General features: G+C 44.0%; 16 protein-coding genes. 4 read left to right on the forward strand and 12 right to left on the reverse strand.

What is annotated here, in order from left to right; all coding sequences use genetic code 11:
• Positions 1-42 precede the first annotated feature (42 nt).
• The 3 genes from JMY02_RS09605 to yghU form a co-directional block, all read right to left on the reverse strand.
• Positions 43-1,713, reverse strand: coding sequence for a DEAD/DEAH box helicase (locus JMY02_RS09605; RefSeq protein WP_201597564.1), 1,671 nt, complete (start codon positions 1,711-1,713; stop codon positions 43-45).
• 583 nt (positions 1,714-2,296) lie between these two features.
• Positions 2,297-3,310 carry a DUF1176 domain-containing protein gene (locus tag JMY02_RS09610; protein ID WP_227678469.1) on the reverse strand — a complete coding sequence of 338 codons (1,014 nt, stop codon included), beginning with the start codon at positions 3,308-3,310 and terminating at the stop codon, positions 2,297-2,299.
• Positions 3,311-3,819: 509 nt separating this feature from the next.
• Positions 3,820-4,674 (reverse strand): glutathione-dependent disulfide-bond oxidoreductase, encoded by an 855-nt coding sequence (gene yghU / locus JMY02_RS09615; protein WP_201597566.1) that lies wholly within the window; start codon positions 4,672-4,674, stop codon positions 3,820-3,822.
• 304 nt (positions 4,675-4,978) lie between these two features.
• Between yghU and JMY02_RS09620 the strand changes: the two genes are divergently transcribed.
• Positions 4,979-6,355, forward strand: a complete 1,377-nt coding sequence (locus tag JMY02_RS09620; RefSeq protein ID WP_201597574.1) for a DHA2 family efflux MFS transporter permease subunit — start codon at positions 4,979-4,981, stop codon at positions 6,353-6,355.
• A gap of 91 nt (positions 6,356-6,446) precedes the next feature.
• Here JMY02_RS09620 and bfr (JMY02_RS09625) read toward each other — a convergent pair whose 3' ends face one another.
• The 3 genes from bfr (JMY02_RS09625) to JMY02_RS09635 form a co-directional block, all read right to left on the reverse strand.
• On the reverse strand, positions 6,447-6,929 hold the full coding sequence (gene bfr, locus JMY02_RS09625; RefSeq protein ID WP_021815358.1) for a bacterioferritin: 483 nt from the start codon (positions 6,927-6,929) through the stop codon (positions 6,447-6,449).
• Between the two features lie 68 nt (positions 6,930-6,997).
• Positions 6,998-7,486 (reverse strand): bacterioferritin, encoded by a 489-nt coding sequence (bfr, locus tag JMY02_RS09630; RefSeq protein ID WP_201597583.1) that lies wholly within the window; start codon positions 7,484-7,486, stop codon positions 6,998-7,000.
• 344 nt (positions 7,487-7,830) lie between these two features.
• A complete protein-coding gene (locus JMY02_RS09635; protein ID WP_201597586.1) occupies positions 7,831-8,022 on the reverse strand; it encodes a (2Fe-2S)-binding protein in 192 nt (63 codons plus the stop codon).
• Positions 8,023-8,379: 357 nt separating this feature from the next.
• Between JMY02_RS09635 and JMY02_RS09640 the strand changes: the two genes are divergently transcribed.
• The gene (locus tag JMY02_RS09640) at positions 8,380-8,703 is read left to right on the forward strand and encodes an ArsR/SmtB family transcription factor (protein WP_201597588.1); all 324 of its coding nucleotides are present in this window, start codon (positions 8,380-8,382) and stop codon (positions 8,701-8,703) included.
• Between the two features lie 114 nt (positions 8,704-8,817).
• On the opposite strand, the gene JMY02_RS09645 is transcribed toward JMY02_RS09640, so the two are convergent.
• From JMY02_RS09645 to sat, 6 genes are all read right to left on the reverse strand, one after another.
• Positions 8,818-9,540: a sulfate/molybdate ABC transporter ATP-binding protein gene (locus JMY02_RS09645; RefSeq protein WP_201597590.1), complete on the reverse strand. Its 723-nt coding sequence runs from the start codon at positions 9,538-9,540 to the stop codon at positions 8,818-8,820.
• Positions 9,541-9,657: 117 nt separating this feature from the next.
• A complete protein-coding gene (gene cysW / locus JMY02_RS09650; RefSeq protein ID WP_201597592.1) occupies positions 9,658-10,590 on the reverse strand; it encodes a sulfate ABC transporter permease subunit CysW in 933 nt (310 codons plus the stop codon).
• Position 10,591: 1 nt separating this feature from the next.
• The gene (gene cysT / locus JMY02_RS09655) at positions 10,592-11,476 is read right to left on the reverse strand and encodes a sulfate ABC transporter permease subunit CysT (RefSeq protein WP_201597594.1); all 885 of its coding nucleotides are present in this window, start codon (positions 11,474-11,476) and stop codon (positions 10,592-10,594) included.
• Positions 11,477-11,694: 218 nt separating this feature from the next.
• A complete protein-coding gene (locus JMY02_RS09660) occupies positions 11,695-12,780 on the reverse strand; it encodes a sulfate ABC transporter substrate-binding protein (protein WP_201597595.1) in 1,086 nt (361 codons plus the stop codon).
• A 109-nt stretch (positions 12,781-12,889) separates the two neighbouring features.
• Positions 12,890-14,020, reverse strand: coding sequence for a sulfate ABC transporter substrate-binding protein (locus tag JMY02_RS09665; RefSeq protein ID WP_406947754.1), 1,131 nt, complete (start codon positions 14,018-14,020; stop codon positions 12,890-12,892).
• 485 nt (positions 14,021-14,505) lie between these two features.
• Entirely contained in the window at positions 14,506-15,759 is a 1,254-nt protein-coding gene (gene sat, locus JMY02_RS09670) for a sulfate adenylyltransferase (RefSeq protein WP_201597597.1), read from the reverse strand.
• A gap of 318 nt (positions 15,760-16,077) precedes the next feature.
• Between sat and JMY02_RS09675 the strand changes: the two genes are divergently transcribed.
• Positions 16,078-17,763 carry a nitrite/sulfite reductase gene (locus tag JMY02_RS09675; protein WP_201597598.1) on the forward strand — a complete coding sequence of 562 codons (1,686 nt, stop codon included), beginning with the start codon at positions 16,078-16,080 and terminating at the stop codon, positions 17,761-17,763.
• Positions 17,756-18,352 (forward strand): DUF934 domain-containing protein, encoded by a 597-nt coding sequence (locus JMY02_RS09680; RefSeq protein WP_201597599.1) that lies wholly within the window; start codon positions 17,756-17,758, stop codon positions 18,350-18,352. The genes JMY02_RS09675 and JMY02_RS09680 overlap by 8 nt, the downstream gene beginning before the upstream one ends.
• Positions 18,353-18,364 lie beyond the last annotated feature (12 nt).

The raw sequence follows: 18,364 nt of genomic DNA on the forward strand, positions 1-18,364 counted from the left end.
AGTTAGATCAAAAACTTCAATCAACCATTAACAATAGTGTTATTACGAATTATTACCACGGTTGCCGCCGTTCGGACGACCTTGACCACGGCTGTCAGAACGACTTGCCGGACGACCTTGGCTGCCACTTGGACGACCACGACCAGTTGCTGCACGCTCACCACGTGGAACGCCAGTGCTATCGCCACGGCTTGGGCCGCCAGTACGCTTGCCTTGATACGGCTTGCCACCTGAACGCTCATTTGGTTTGCCTGACGCGTCACGTGGCTTACCTTGATAACCGCTGTCATTGCTGGCGCGTTGACCAGTAGGTGCGCTGTCGCTTGAACGACCACGAGCATTAGCGGGATTACCTTGATAGCCACCGCTTGAGCGACCACGGCCTTGACCATTGCCGCCGCCACTTGAGCGACCACGACCACGGCCACGACCATTACCTTTGTTTTCGCTAGGTACATAAGTCTTCTTAGGCTCCATGCCTTCGATGATACATACTTCCATTTTGCGATCTAAATAACGGTTGATAGCGTTTAGCTGTGGACGATCATCCATGCTACATAAGCTGATAGCGATACCAGTACGACCAGCACGACCACAACGACCGATACGATGGACGTAATCTTCTGTTTGACGCGGTAAGTCATAGTTAATGACGTGCGAGATGGCTGGTATGTCTAAACCACGAGCGGCAACATCCGTTGCTACTAGGATTTTAACTTTGCCATTACGCAAGTCCTGAACGATGCGGTTACGCTTGCTTTGTGGCAAATCACCATGTAGGAAGCTGGCTTTATGACCGGCTTCTTGTAGCTGTTTGGCCAGTTTTTCAGTACTGCGTTTGGTAGCAGCAAAGATAATGATCTGTTCCATATCTTGCTGGCAAACGATTTTGTCAAGCAATCTGTTTTTGTGATCAAAATCATCACAGTAATACACTTTTTCTTCGATGTGTGCAGATTCTACTTTGATCGATACACGCTCAGGGTTCTTGGTGAAGCTAGCAGCGATTTTACCTACTGGACCATCCCAAGTTGCTGAACACATAATCGTTTGACGATCAGTCGGTGCTGCGCGTAGGATGTCGCTGATATCGTCAGCAAAACCCATGTCTAGCATACGGTCAGCTTCATCAAGTACCAACACTTCTAGGTTTGATAGGTCAACACGGCCTGCATTGATATGGTCAAGTAGACGACCAGGCGTTGCAACAATCACTTGAACGCCTTTTTTCAAAGCAGTGATCTGACCATTGTATGGCGCGCCGCCCACTAATGGCACACAAAATAGACCACGCATGTCTTTAGAGTAAGTACGGACACTGTCATGTACTTGCTGAGCAAGCTCACGCGTTGGCGTTAGGATAAGGGCTTTGGTTAGTTTATCAAAGCTAGTTGCACGGCTTAAGCGATCAAGTACTGGGATGACGAATGCCGCCGTTTTACCACTACCCGTTTGCGCTGACAATAAAAGGTCACGACCGGCTAGAGCAAAAGGAATGGCTTGTTCTTGAATAGGTGTTGGATTGGTATAGCCACTGCGATCAAGCGCAGTAAGAATTGGCTTAGCAATACCAAGATCAGTAAAGGTGACTTTGTTTTCTTCAGTGGCGTCAGTAGTAGCCGCTTGAGTGTCAGTGCTTGGAGTAGCGTTTGGTGTGTTGGTGCTTTCGATGATGCCGTTTTCAGCGGCGATTGCAGATAAGATGTCAGTCATAAGAATCCTTGGTAAGTATAAGCTGCTGTAAATTCAGCAAGCTTGATGCATACCACTGATAACCGTTCACCACGCTGCCTTTATTAAAGAACTATCGGACCACATAAAAGTGTCGATAATCAGAAGCCAAGCCAATTAAGCTTAGAGCCTCTACAATAAATGCGTTCGTGCTGTCTGACGTATTTTGGTGGTAGTGCCGAGTGTCTCATCCTTGATCGATATAAGCGCATTATTGATGCTTTGTCCAAAGCAAATAACCGCAAACAACAACCAATTTAGTCCAAATTTATAGACTAACAGATAAGATATGAGTCAAAAATAACTGATATATTTATAAGGCGTTATTTAAGTACACAAAATCATCGGCAACAATTACTTATGGTCATCCTAGACCCAAAATCGCAGGCGATGTTATCAATCTCATAATTCACGAAAGCATAAGCTAACGTGGCGACGCAGTATAACACATTAAAAAATTATCTGTACCTATTTTTTAAATTATTGTAGAAATTCGTTCGATATTATCAATCATGACCCGCTTAAATCAGTCATGCAACAAGTAATTCGTTGATTGCGTTAGCCGCTATGACATTATTTTAACGTCAGTGACATAAGTGGGTAGCTGCCATGCCCCGCCTGCTTCAATCAGTCGACACAGTCCAGTGGTGCTTTCGTGACTTTTTTCAAAGCCGCTACCAGTCCATACCCAATCGACCTTACTTAAACAGTCACCAATACCGCGCCCTTTGAGAACTGAGGTTATTTTACCTTTATCGTAGCCAGTAGCATCAGTTGTGACCAGCTTCGGCTTATAAGGCTTGCTATCATTAATGACCCACATACCTATGCCTGTGTTGTAAGCGCCTGTCCAACAATCATGCTGTACTAGCAGCTGCGAGCTATTTAGGCGGCTGACACGCCATGGCGATTTATCTGACAGATTTGGGCAGTCAATATCGACCTCTTTTATCGTATCTTTCATTAGTGTTGCCAACTGTGAGGCTCGCATACCAAACTTCTTGTTGGTATTGGAAACGGCTTTCGGGTTAGGCGCTACAAAGCGCAGGGTTGGCATAGATTTAGGCGACAGTACTCTACTATTAGGCTTGGTCGCGGCATCATTATGAATAAAGGCGCTTGATGTTCCTACTCGGCCTTGAGCATCGTCGGCCTTGAGCATAACGGCACTCGCGCCTTTGTCAGAAAGCTGCCAGCGCGAGTTACGCAGTACCAGTTCGATCTTGCTGGATTTAGTCAGAGCTTCTAATAGAGCGCTTACTTGCGTAGCGGTCAAATCAGCACTCCCCGCTGCGGCTGAAAAAGGTTTGATCTCGCCATAATTTCTATCGTTAATAAACAAAGAGATACGGTGACGATTGCCCAGTTGCATTAAAGCCTTGGATGAACTTTCTTTGGCACCGCCAAGCTTTACTTTGCCATCGACAACAGCGTTTACGCCAGCGCGACGTACCAGCAATACCGATATAGGAAATTCGCTATTGTTTTCTGCTTGGTAGCCAGCTAGCCGGCAAGTACGAGTATTGTCACAGACGACCTGCCAGTCTTGACTGGTAAATTCAATCCCCGTGCTTGCCATACTTGCTGTGCTAAAGAAAGCGGTGCTTATAACCGCACATATGGATATAGGTAGTAGTATTTTATTTTTTATCATTAATAATAGCGTCTTTTTTATTTTTTTAATATTGATGTTTGAATACGTGCTGTAATACGATTCTGAGTAACTAGAAACATCTCTGCATTGACGCTCCTGACTGGTACTAACAGCAGGGTTAGAAAAATTTAGGTCGCCAGCGCTTGCCCTTAGTGCTAGGGTCATCAGCTTACTACTATCATTCTTCATAATCGTTACTCATCAATAGAAGAAGTATAAACACCAGTCCATTAGGAGTAGTGCACCGCTATCTTAACGTACCAATGTTTCTATCTGTTATACTAATGTATTTTTATGTAAAAAAATCAAAGTATGTTGCTATTAGGTATAATCATATATGAGTATATACAAACAATAAAGTCAATAAAAAAGCTGATAAACGAATCGCTTATCAGCCTTATTGCTACTATAAATGCCTGTTATCCATTGAAAAATTAGCCCATTGGTTGTAACGACAAGTCTACAGCACGTTTAATGGCAGGACGTTCGGCAATTTTCTGCGCCCAACGTTTTACATGTTTATAGTCCTCTACTTGTAGAAACTCTGCGGCATCGTAGAGCTTGCCAAGTACCAGCTGCCCGTACCACGCCCAAATAATCATGTCAGCAATATTATAATCTTCTTCCTTATCGCCACACATGTACTCACTGTTTTTGAGATGAGTATCCAGCACATCAAGCTGTCGTTTGGTTTCCATTGTATAGCGGTTGATTGGATACTCAAGTGGTTCAGGTGCATACGCGTAAAAATGTCCAAAACCGCCGCCTAAAAAGGGCGCGCTGCCCATTTGCCACATGACCCAAGACAGACAGTCGGCCCGAGCTTTGCCAGCCTCTAAAGGAATGAATTTACCAAACTTTTCTGCTAAATACATCAAGATTGCACCGGATTCAAAGACAGCAATAGGCTCGCCCCCTTCTTTATTAGAATGATCGACCAACGCTGGAATCTTTGAGTTAGGATTGATAGCCACAAACCCCGAACCAAACTGATCGCCTGCCGAGATATCGATTTTGTAAGCATCGTATTCAGCGCCTTTGATAACAAGCTCTGCCAATTCTTCTAGCAGCATATTGACCTTGACACCATTTGGTGTATTGAGCGAATACAGCTGTAGCGGAGCATCTCCTACTGATAGTGTTTTATCATGACGCGCACCAGCTGTCGGGCGATTAATGCTAGCAAACTTACCACCGTTGTCTTTGTCCTGCACCCAAACCTTTGGTGGTACATATTTATCATTTTGGCCATCGGCATGGTTGCTAGATTTAGTATTGTCCTGACTCATAACATATCCTCAGTTGGTGTTTTTGGTGTTATTAATACTTCTGCTAACGTTATTTACCTATGTTTTTTTCTTAAGCCGTTAGCGAAAGTCCACTATAGCGAGAACCAACCCCTACATTAAAGTCCTCTCTTGTAATCAGTGTGATTGTCTATTTGCTTGTGGTTTTATAACATTGTTCCAGAGTTGTTACCTTGCGTCACTTTTATTATGATTCAGTCTTTCTTATACTAGTCCGCTTATATAACGATTGGATCGTAAATGTACTATTTATTTTATTTACGATGCCATATCTAATGAGATTGAGATGGTAACGCTAACCCCAACACAAGAAAAATACCTGCCCTATGTCCTAGCGGTAGCGCTATTCATGCAGATCCTAGATGCCACCATTTTAAATACGTCATTACCGCAAATGGCACAAGCGCTGGGTGAGTCGCCCTTAAAGATGCAGTGGGCGGTGATCAGTTATGCGTTGACCTTGGCTATTTTTATTCCTATTAGTGGGTTTTTAGCCGATAAATATGGCACTCGTCGAGTGTTTTTATCAGCAATCATCATCTTCTGTATTGGCTCGCTACTATGCGCCGCCTCCCCTACGTTAGATTTTTTGATTGGTTCGCGCATCATTCAAGGTATTGGCGGTGCCATGATGACCCCCGTTGCCCGTTTAATATTGGTCAAGTCTTATCCACGCAATAAGCTATTGACGGTGATGAATTTTGCGGTTATTCCCGCATTGGTTGCACCGCTGGTAGGGCCTGTTTTGGGTGGTTACATCGTACAATACACCAGCTGGCATTGGATATTTTTGATTAATATACCAATGGGGTTGGTCGGCTTTATCTTGGGCAAAAAGCTCGTACCCGCTTTATTTGAGGATACCAGACGTCTCGATTGGATGGGTTTTTTGTTGTTTGCGGCAGCGGCTTGTGGATTTACTATGGCCGTTGAATTTGGGTCGCAGACAGGTCGTGGATTTTATGGGTTATTGCTGGGTTTGGGCGCGAGTATATTGATTGGTGCTTACGTCTGGCATGCCAAGCGGCGAGCTATGCCGTTATTTCCCCTGAGTTTGTTTGATATTCGCACCTTTCGTGTTGGTATTACTGGCAATCTATTCACGCGCCTCGGTATCAGCGCCGTGCCATTTTTATTGCCGCTATTATTACAAGTGGTATTTGAGTATTCACCTTCGCAAGCTGGCTGGCTACTTGCGCCCATTGCGGTGGGCGCCATTGGGGTTAAGCCATTTGTCAGTAAAATCATTCAACGCTTTAGCTACCGCAAAGTTCTGGTCTACAATACCTTATTTATGGGATCGCTTATCCTTGTCTTGACGCAGTTCAATGATGCCTCACAATGGCTTTGGTTTATACCTATTCTGACGGTGATGGGCGCCTGTAACTCCATGCAGTTTAGTGCAATGAACACAATTACTATCGGTGATTTAGAAGGCGCGCAGACCAGTAGCGGCAACAGCTTGATGGCAGTCAATCAACAGCTGGCTATTAGCTTTGGTATCGCTTTTGGTGCAGCGGTACTCAATATCTTACGTGAGCAGTTTGAAATGGACACCTTAATGGCATTCCATATCACTTATTGGATAATGGGGGTTTTAACCATTCTTTCAGGATTGTACTTTTTGCGCCTAAAGCCTGAAGATGGCCGTGGTTTATATTAGACACAAAAAAGCCAGCGGGTAATTGATATTTATCAAACACACGCTGGCAAGTTTGAACGGCTGAGCTGCTCATTCCGTACGCAGAAATGACTTAAGGCGTATCGTCGTCATTAATTTTCGATTGGATATATCGTTCCACTCCAATACTTTCAATCAAGTCTTCCTGCGTCTCTAACCAATCTTGATACTCTTCATTGCCGTCTTTTAAAGTAACCAGTAGTTGACGAGAGACATAGTCAGCCTGCGTCTCACATAAGGTGATAGCGTCCGTAATAATAGCAAATTTTTGTTTTTCTAATCGCAAATTACAGTCAATCATTTCTGGTACGTCTTCACCTACCAGCACTTTACCCAATTCTTGTAAGTTTGGCAGACCACCCAATAACAAGATACGCGCAATCAGCTCATCTGACCACTTCATCTCGGCGATAGACTGTTTGTACAACGAGTCATTAAGCGCTTCTAATCCCCAATGACGGGCAATACGCGCATGTAAAAAATACTGATTAATGGCAATTAGTGACTGTCCAAGCACTTTATTTAAAGCGCGAATGACCTCTTTATTTCCTTTCATTGTCTCTCTCCTTTTCTGTTTGCTATTCAAAATAAATATTGTCGTCGATCTTAATATCTACAAGGATATTAAACAAGATTGGGAGTGACTTCAGCCATTTGACTTTGTAAATAATTGGGCAAGCCTATCATGTTAATAAGGCGTAACTGTTGTTCGAGCCAATGTGCGTGATCTTCTTCGGTGTCTTTGAGCTGTTCAACCAGCATCTCACGTGTGACGTAATCGCGTTCTGCTTCACAAAGCGCAATACCGTCTTTTAGATGCTGCTGTACTTGATACTCTAAATCCAAATCAAGTTGCAGCATTTCAGGAACAGTGCTGCCAATATTAATGGCATCGACAGTCATTTTTGGCGTGCCACTCAGCATGAGAATACGGCGGATAATCGCTTGGGCGTGCAAGGTCTCATCTGCCATCTCATGATGAATACGCTCATACAACTTGCCATAATGCCACTCAGCATACATTTCTGAGTGAATAAAATACTGGTCACGAGCCGCAAGCTCACCACCTAACAAGAAATTCAAATAATCAATGACTTTTTGGCTACCTATCATAACCCATACTCCCCTATTTATATTTTACGGATATTAGGGCGTGTTCTCATTCTTGTTCAGATTGAGGACATGCCCAAGTATATTCACAATAATTTATATAATAAAAGCATTATTGGTGAACTGATCCGTAAAAATCAGAATCAACAAAACGTCCTATAACGTTACAAAGATATAGTAACATATGGGTTCTGTAGAGCTTGTAATATTATGAACTAAGAATAAGATGCTAATTGAGAATCATAATTAGCTCGCATGGCCGTCAGCGATTTTATAAAGCAGTTATACGCAGATAGATGCGTAATTATTTGAGTCATTAAAGATAGAGAGTACCTTAGCCCATTATGCTAAACGGCATAGGCCAAGATATCTAAGTTGGCGTAATGCTCATCTAAATAATCATTGACCATGGGTTCACAGCAGCCACAGCAAGTCGCAACGTCGAGAGTATCTTTTAGACCGTCAAGGGTATCAATGCCTGCAGCAATGGCGGCCTTGATTTGCTTTTCTTTTACGTCGTTACAGATACATACGTACATGGACTGCTCCTCTAAATACCACTATTTTTTCTGCTTATGAATATAAAGTGTCGATAAGGCAAGTCTTAGATGAACGGCTTGCTTTGCCTCATGACGCAACATCATGTTAATTACTTTGTGTATAATAACGATAACTATTATCATTTGCAATAGTATTTGCCGATTAATTTTGTATAAAATATCGTTATATTACACGCACTTAATTAATGTAAGTAAATATAAGCATCCATGTAACCGGATTATATCAAAGGTAGTAAATTCACGACGAACTGTAAATTAGCTCATTTTTTAATCGATTTTGTCTATTACTGCTGGTATATTGAACGCCTATTAATGAAGCCCCATTGGAATTATTCTATGTCTGATAATAATTTTACGATACAACCTATCGAGTTATTTAAAGTTTTATCCGATCCGACACGCTTAAAAATATTTCAAATTCTGTTCAAAAAAGAAGCGCGCTGTGTGGGTGAGCTGGTAGAGATACTCGATCAACCACAACCAACCATATCGCGTCATTTGAATCATTTAAAGAAACTGGGTATCTTACGCTGTGTTCGTGATGGCACGTGGATGTGGTACGAAGTTGCTGATAACCTGCCAGAATGGTGCCAAGAGATTTTAGATATCACTTATAAGCAAGTACTCACCAAAGATATTAATATGCCAAAGCCTGCTTAAGTATTTCAACATCTAAATGTTATTGGTGTCGAAATATGCCTAGACGCACAAAAAAGACCTATCGTTAATAGGTCTTTTTTGTACTTGCTCATATGGCTACTGTACTAACAATCATTATACCAAATCTAAGAAATCGCTGATAAACGCATTAGCGGGCTGGTGTATCAACTCCTCTGACGTTCCTACCTGCTCTACTCGTCCTTGGTTCATGACCACAATCTCATCAGACACCGCACGGGCTTCTTCTTGATCATGCGTCACCATAATACTGGTAATGCCCAGCTCATGATGAATGTTTTTTAGCCAAGTACGTAGCTCTTTACGCACTTTGGCATCCAATGCCCCAAACGGCTCATCGAGTAACAATAATTTTGGCTTCACCGCTAAGGCTCGAGCCAACGCAATGCGCTGACGTTGACCACCCGATAACTGATGCGGATAAGCATTGGCAATGTGCGGTAACTGTACTAAATCTAATAGCTCAGCAACGCGTTTATTGATATCGGCCTTGCTTGGACGCTCATTTTTTGGCAATAAGGTCAAGCCAAACGCGACATTGTCAGCGATGTTTTTATGACGAAACAGGGCGTAGTGCTGAAACATAAAGCCAATATGGCGTTTTTGTACAGGCGTATTGGTTACGTCCAACTCATCGAATAATATTTGCCCAGAGTCAGCATATTCTAAACCCGCGATAATACGCAGCAACGTGGTTTTACCGCAGCCTGATGGCCCCAACAACGTAGTCAATTTGCCAGTCGGCACGGTGATGTTGATATCATCTAAGGCGGTGAATTGACCAAATTTTTTATTAACGTTGCGAATCTCGATGCTCATAATGGGTTCTCTTATTATATCTTTTGACGTGTCGTGGCGATTGTCCAAGCAACGACTCATTTATAAAATATTCGGCTATCTATGGCTTACGTAAGACCACGCATCCAAAAGTATGGTTTAAGGATTATCTTGACTTTTTGGAACAGTCGCGTTGGCGCTCACTGGCAGCTCAGGCGCACTTACCAGCCGCTCAGACTTGGCAAACTTACGCTCTTGTAGCTTGGTCATGACTTGCTGAATAAGCAGTGTCACCAGTGCCAGCGCCGCGAGCAAGCTCGATAAGGCAAAAGCGGCGGTAAAGTTATAATCGTTATAAGCAATCTCAACCAATAGTGGCATGGTATTGGTCTCCCCGCGAATGTGACCTGACACCACACTGACAGCACCAAACTCACCCATCGCTCGTGCATTGGTCAAAATCAAACCATAAAGCAGCGCCCATTTGATATTTGGCAATGTCACATGCCAAAAAGTCTGCCAACCGGTAGCGCCCAAAGTCAATGCCGCTTGCTCCTCAGAGTCGCCTTGAGTCTGCATCAGCGGTATCAGCTCACGTGCCACAAATGGGAAAGTGACAAATAATGTTGCCAAAATAATACCCGGTACTGCGTAAATAACTTGGAAGCCCATGCTCTCAAGCCAGCCACCAATGGTAGAATTGAGGCCGAATAACAATACAAACATCAAACCTGCCACAACGGGCGACACCGAAAAGGGTAAATCAAGCAACGTAGTGACCAACTGTTTGCCTTTGAACTGATAACGCGTGACCAACCATGCAATCGCAACACCCATTACCATGTTGATGGGCAAAACAATGGCCGCTGTAATTAAGGTAAGTCTGATCGCTTGTAGCGCTTCAGGATCAACCAGCGATGCGATATACAGCTGCCAGCCACCTTTGAATGCTTCATAAAACACGGCCAGCAATGGAACGACCAACATGATAACCATAAATAGCACAGCGATAACGATAAAAGTGCGGCGTATCCATGGCGTGTCTTTGGTTGCTGGATTGCTTTGGTAGTCGTAGCTATTGGAGATTTGCATATTAGCGAGCTCCTACACGGCGCGACAGCTTCCACTGTACGATATTGATGGTCAATAAAATGACAAATGAGATCAGTAGCATAAATAAGGCCACAGCAGACGCACCTTGCACATCGAATTGCTCAAGCTTACTGATGATAATCAGCGGTAAAATCTCAGACTGCATCGGAATATTGCCCGCAATAAAAATCACCGAACCGTACTCGCCTGTGGCACGTGCAAACATCATCCCCGCGCCCATCAATAAAGCCGGTAGCAGCTCTGGCAGGATAACCTTGCGAAACGTCGTTAAGCGATTGGCGCCCAGTACTGCTGAGGCTTCTTCAAACTCAACCGATAGCTCCGCTAAAACAGGCTGGACAGCACGAACAATAAAAGGAAAGCTCACCACAACCAAGGCCAACCAAATACCTATCGGCGTAAAAGCGACCTGAATATCAAACTTGGCGAACCATTGCCCAATGAGACCGTTAGGGGCATAAAGAGTGGCAAGCGAGATACCAGTGACTGCCGTTGGCAAAGCAAATGGCAGATCAACTAAAGCATTGATCAACGACTTGCCCCAAAACTCATAACGTACGAGCACCCATGCCACCAGCGTACCGAATACCATATTGGTGAGCATTGCTAAAAATGACATCCATAAACTGAGCTTGATCGCAGCGGTGACCTGTGGCTGAGTAATGGTTTCCCAAAACCCAGTCCAGCCCATTTGCGTGGTGGTATAAGCCATCATGGCAAACGGTAATACCACCAATAACGATAAACTAAAGACAGTAATGCCCATGCTCAGACCGAACCCCGGTAACACATTGCGTTGACGCAAACGTGTCAGCCACCCTTTTTTAGCAAGGGGTTTGCTGGCAGAAGAAGAAGATGCACTCATAGTAATGTCCTATTGCCTATCTCATGGTACTAATCGTAAGACCATGTTGTATCAAGTTTATGATTGGTCCGTCTATTGTATAAAGGACTGATTTACAAACGGTTATGTCATAAAGGACATAGCGTAGAACGCCATGTCCTTTATGGGTTTTTTTATGACTTAATGCCTATACTAACTGCCGGGCGTTTATTAGTGCGGTCACTGCGCTTTCATAATTATTATTGCGGCGCATTAATAGCCAGCTGATCGAACACTCCGCCATCGCTGAAATAAGTACTCATGATTTCATCCCATGTCCCAAAAACATCATTCGGGCGGAAGGTGTCAAGTGGTGGCAATTTGTCACTGTTTTTGTCCAGCACGGTTTTTACGCTAGGGCGCAAGTACAAATCAGCTGCCAATTGCTGAGCAGGCTCACTCCACAAGTAATCAAGATAGGCTGTTGCGGCCTCGGTGGTGCCTTTTTTGTCAGTCACTGATTTCACAACCGCCACTGGGCTTTCTGACTTGATAGAATATTTTGGATAAACGATGTCTACTTTACCGGCACCAAAATCATTGACTGCCAAATTGGCTTCGTTTTCAAAAGTCACTAAAACATCACCGATACCGCGCTGCACGAAAGTTGTCGTGGCGGCACGTCCGCCATTCTCATAAACCTTGACGTTTTTAAGCATATCTCTGACATAGTTTTTTGTAGCGGCTTCTTCATTGTTAAAAGCGTTTAAACCATAACCGTAAGCACCCAAGAAGGCATAACGACCATTACCCGTGACTTTTGGATTGGCCATGACAATTTCCACGCCTTCTTTGGTCAGATCTTGCCAATCATTGATGCCTTTTGGATTGCCCTTACGCACCAAAAATACGATAGTACTGGTAAATGGCACGGCATTATCAGGGAATTTGTTTGCCCAATCGGACTCAACCAAGCCTTTTTTCTCAAGCAGCTCAATGTCAGAGCCTTGGTTCATGGTCGCAACATCTGCTTGCAGACCACTAGCAATCGATAGTGCTTGCTTACTTGAGCCGCCATGTGACTGCTTGATAAGAATCTCGCTGTCTGGATTTTCAGCTTTGTAGTGCTCAACAAATAGCGGATTGTAGTCTTTATAAAAGTCACGGGATACATCATAAGAAACGTTTAGTAGCTCAATATTCTGACCTGCTGCCGTACTATCTGCACCCGCCTCTGCCTGTTCATTGTTGCTACAGCCAGCAAGTCCCAAGGTCAATGCAACGCCAGCAATGCTCAAGACGTTAAGTGTTTTGCTTTTTTGTTGATAACGCGTGGCGTATGTCATGAGTCCCTCGAAGGTATCTGTTGAGTAATGTAAGTATGCTAACAGCGTCATCTTATTATGTTTAATGATGAATATGCGTATGTTATTGCCAAAATGGAATAACCAGTAGCTACTCTACTCGTGCCAGCTGATCAAAACGTCCACCATCGACAAAGAATGTCTCCATAATCTGCGCCCAAGCACCAAAGACTGTCACAGGCTCAAAGGTATTGATGGCAGGAAAGGTATCTTGGTGGGCAGCGAGAATTTGCTCATTACTAGGGCGCATATACATCTGCGCCAGTAATTCTTGTGCAGGTGCCTCCCATAAGCCTTGTAAATAAGCCGTTGCGGCTGCCGTTTTGCCGCTTTTATCAGTGACTGCCGTCACGACCGCAACGGGATTATCAATCAAAATAGAATAGCTCGGATAAACGATATCGACTTGCCCTTTGGCAAATTTCTTCGCGACCAAGTGCGCTTCGTTTTCGGTAGTAATCAGCACGTCACCTAGGCCGCGTTGGGTAAAGCTGGTCGTCGCTGCCCGCGCGCCATTGTCGTAAGTCACGACATTGGCCAGCAGTTTTTGGATAAAGGCATTGGTTTGGACGGGGTTTTGATTGCTGTCTTCTTTAAAACGGTGCAGCCCTGAACCATAAGCACCCAAAAATGCATAGCGCGCTGTGCCACTGGTTTTAGGGTTTGGCATGACCACCTTGATGTCATTACGTGCTAAGTCTGACCAATCTTTGATATTTTTTGGATTGCCATCTCGCACCAATAGCACCATAGTACTGGTATAAGGCACAGCATTATTTGGCAGTGCTTGTCGCCAGTTATCAGCCACCAACCCTTTTTCAACCAGCAAATCCATATCACTTTCTTGGTTGAAAGTCACCACATCTGCTTGCAAACCACTGGCAACAGACAGCGCTTGTTTGCTTGAGCCACCGTGTGATTGATTGATATTTATTTTGCTATCTGGATTTGCTTTTTGATAGCCATCACTAAACAGAACGTTGTATTCTTTATAAAAGTCACGTGACACATCATAAGAGACATTTAATAGGTCGATATTTTGCTGCTCGCCTGCTGCCGTTGATGCATCCTCATTGGAGCTACAGCCAGTCGTAAACAAAGCAACGGCGAATATACTGCCCATGCTGAGCATGCGCGTTTGTCTGCCTTTATTGCCATCCATAATTTGGCCACTCGCTTCATTGACCTGATGAGATAGAGATTTTTTGCCTGTTTTTGTCATTTTTCTGCTCATGAGTTGCATAGGTGTTCTCAATAAAGTAAATAGAACCATTTTTTCAACATATCGATAAAAATATAAAACCGATAACGCCTTGGGTGCGGCTCTATGGATGATGAGAACCATGCTAGCAGTTTGTGTGACAAAGTCTTAATGATGAATCCGCTTATCGAGTGTTTAACTTGGCATAAGTCAGTGTGTTATATATAGTCGGTGAAAAGTAGTATCGATATCACACGTACTGCTAGTGTAAATTTTTTGCAGCCTCTGTCTGCGAAGGCACAGCAAGCAAGAAAAATTTACACCAGCAGTAATGTAGCGACTTTAAAGTATTTCAACTATAGGCTTACATTGAGGCGCGTTCTCAATTCTGAATTTTTCACAAAAAAAGGGATCAGACGATAAGCCTAATCCCTTTTTTCTAATTATTTTTTTACTGCTCAATGTTCTTAATGCTTAGCTATTATACTTAGCTACTTGGCAGGCTCTTATACAGCAGAAGCACCCGTTAGTTTGACCTCAGCACGCTCATCAAAAGCGATACCAGCATAATAGGCACGTAAAATCTCTAACACTTCTGGACGGCTAAAGTTCTCTGGTACGTCTTCATCTTCTGATAGCGCTTTACGCAGTTTCGTACCAGAAACCTTGACGTGTTCAGAGGCATCATGCGGACAGGTTTTATCAGAGGCCATGGCATTACAAGCATTACACCAAAACGTCCAGCCAATTTTTAAAGGTTGGGTAATCAGATCATCTTTGCCGACCTGTTCAAAAATGGTCTGCGCGTCAAATGCGCCATAATAATCGCCAACACCTGCATGGTCACGACCAACAATCAAATGGCTACAGCCATAGTTTTGGCGAAAGACTGCATGCAATAATGCTTCGCGTGGTCCAGCGTAACGCATATCTAATGGGTAACCCGCTTGAATCACTGTGTCTTTTCTAAAGTAGTTATCAATCAGGGTTTTGATCGCTTCTTGGCGTACTTCTGCTGGAATATCGCCCGGCTTTAATGCGCCTAGTAATGAATGTATCAATACGCCATCACAAATCTCGATGGCAATCTTGGCCAAATATTCGTGCGAGCGATGCATCGGGTTACGAGTTTGAAAGGCCGCGACCGTTTTCCAGCCTTTGGCATCCAAAATCTCGCGCGTTTCGGCGGGCGTTTTGTAGATTTCTGGATATAGCGCTGGGAACTCGCCTTCACTCAATACTTCAACACTACCAGCGACATTGACCGCTTCTTGATTCAGTACTTGCTGAACGCCCGGATGCTCTGGATCGGTCGTGGTAAATACTTGTTGGCACTCATGTGCTTTATCAATCGTATACGTCTCTTCTACCGTTAAGATGCCCATGATTTCGCCATCTTGTGCGACCAAGGCCACTTTGTCACCTTGAGTCAAACTGTCGGCAGTGGCTTTGGGCGCTGACAAGGTAATAGGAATTGGCCAAAACAAGCCAGCATTTTCACCACTTTGCAAGCGCATGTTATCTACCACGCCTTGCCAGTCGGCTTGATTCATAAAACCATTCAACGGCGTAAAACCGCCAATACCAAACATGATCAAATCACCACGCTCACGAGAGCTTAGAGTAATGGTCGGCAATGTGCTGGCAAGTGTCAATGCTTGATCACGAGCCTCACCATTTAACAACAGAGGCTTAAGCGTTGAGCTACCGTGCGGAGGTACGAGTTTTGATGATGCTTGATTATTAGTGGTAGATGTCATATTGATTTTAAAACCTCAAAGGATGATGATAAGAAAAAAAATTGATGAATAACTGGTAAATGAATGATTAAATAGCGTCAGAACAATTTTTTGAATTTATGGATTACATTCGATAAGCATAGGCTACCTAACTTTCGTTATGAAAATTTATGCTGTGTTTGGATATGGATATGTCTGAAAGGAATTTATGTTTCAAGCGCCAAGCTTATATGATGGTAAACTGAATTATTCATAATGCGATTGGCAATAAAACCTATTACACACGCAAATCATTTTCGTCGCTGCCTTTAAGCCAAAAAACAAAATTGAGATTACGTCATGTATCAATATAATTACGCTGACCAAACCTTGGTAGAGGAACGAGTTGCGCAATTTCGCGACCAAACCGAACGGTTTTTGGCAGGTGAATTGCCAGAAGAACAGTTTTTACCGCTACGCCTGCAAAACGGTCTTTATATTCAACGTTATGCGCCAATGTTGCGCATTGCTATTCCTTATGGGTTACTTGCCAGTTACCAATTGCGCAAGTTGGCAGAAATTACCCGCAAATATGACAAAGGCTACGGGCACTTTACCACGCGTACCAACATTCAGCTGAATTGGCCAAAACTCGAAGAAGTGCCAGATATTTTAGCGGAGCTGGCCACCGTACAGATGCATGCGATTCAGACGTCAGGCAACTGTATTCGTAATACTACGACCGATCCTTATGCGGGTATTCATCAAGAAGAAATTGCCGATCCACGCCCCTATTGCGAGATTATTCGCCAGTGGTCAACCTTCCATCCTGAATTTGCTTTTTTGCCACGTAAATTTAAGATTGCTGTCGTTGGTACTGCCAATGACCGCGCTGCGACACAAGTACATGATGTCGGACTGCACGTAAAAACCAATGACGAAGGCGAGCTTGGTTTTGAAGTGTTGGTTGGTGGCGGACTGGGTCGTACACCAGTGATTGGTAAGGTGATTAATGAGTTCTTGCCGCGTCAGCATCTGCTAAGCTATTTGGATGCGATTCTACGCGTTTATAATCTACACGGTCGCCGCGATAATAAATATAAAGCCCGTATCAAGATATTGGTCGAAAGCATGGGTGGCCCCGCCTTTGCTAAATTGGTCGATGCCGAATGGCAAGCGCATACCAAAGACGGCGCGCTTACCTTAACCGATGCCAATTTTGCGACTGCCAGTAGCTTTTTCACTGAACCTGATTATGTAGCCTTTGACGCACTACAAACGCAGTCTGAATTGCAACAGCAACTCAATGCAGATAAAGACTTTGCCAATTGGTATAACCAAAACACTGTGGCGCATAAAATCGCTGGCTATCGTGCGGTGGTGATTTCCTTAAAAGCGGGCTTGGTGGATGGTCGCTACGTGCCTTCAGGTGATGTTAGCGAATCACAAATGGATGCCTTAGCTGATCTTGCTGATAAATACAGTTTTGGAGAGCTTCGCGGTACTTATCAGCAGAACTTGGTATTTGCTGACGTGCAAGCTAATCATTTGTACGAGTTGTGGCAACAGCTGTCTGATCTACACTTGGCCCGCGCCAACATCAATACGCTAACAGACATGATTGTTTGCCCAGGTTGGGACTATTGCTCACTGGCCAATGCCACCACTCATAATATCGCTGAGCAAATCGAAAAACAGTTTGATGATCTCGACTATCTTTATGACTTGGGTGAGATTCGCCTCAATATGTCAGGCTGCATGAACGCCTGTGCGCATCACCATACAGGTGATATCGGTATCCTTGGTGTCGATAAAAAGGGTGAGCATTGGTATCAAATCAGCCTTGGTGGCAACTCCAGTAACGATGCAAAAATCGGTAAGATATTGGGCAAAGCCGTACCAGCTGATGACGTAGCTGTTACCCTACAAAAAATATTAGACGTCTATTTAGAGCAGCGTGTGAGTAACGATAACGACGTAGAGCGCTTTGGTGATTTGGTCGATCGTGTTGGTATCGCCCCATTTAAGGAGAAGGTCTATGGGTAATCATCATGTATTAAACAGCGATGGTATCGATATCAGTCAAGACGACACATGGTTGGCCCTGAGCACCAATGAGGTGCCCGATGGCATTGCCCTAACCCATATATCATTACTTGAGCTGCTGCAAAAACAAGAAAAGCTTGAGATTGTTTTGCCGTTTGCTGATTTGCTCGAGAATGAAGGAAAAATAGCTGGCGGGCTATTACAACAAGTACGTGAACTGGTTAGCCAACATGCCAGCCGTATCGGCGTTTGGGTGACATCTGATAGCGATACCGATGTGTTGGCTGGCTTGCCTGAGTTTTTATTACAGCAAGACTTAATCGTCATTCATGTCCCCACCTTTACTGATGGTCGCGGCTTTAGTTATGCCCAAACGCTACGTCAAATCGGCTATCAGGGTGAGATTCGCATGGCAGGCAAGTTTGGTCGTGATCAAATTGCCTACCTGTTGCGTGTGGGTGTCGATAGCTTTGTGCTCAGTGAGCATGATATGCATTCTATCTCCGATATCAGTCAAGCCTTTAACGCGCTTGCCAGCAGTTACGATGGTCGAGATGCCTCAGCGTTACCAATGTTCTCAAACGTTTAGTACGTATTGCTA

This window comes from Psychrobacter vallis (assembly GCF_904846715.1).
Taxonomy (GTDB): domain Bacteria; phylum Pseudomonadota; class Gammaproteobacteria; order Pseudomonadales; family Moraxellaceae; genus Psychrobacter; species Psychrobacter vallis.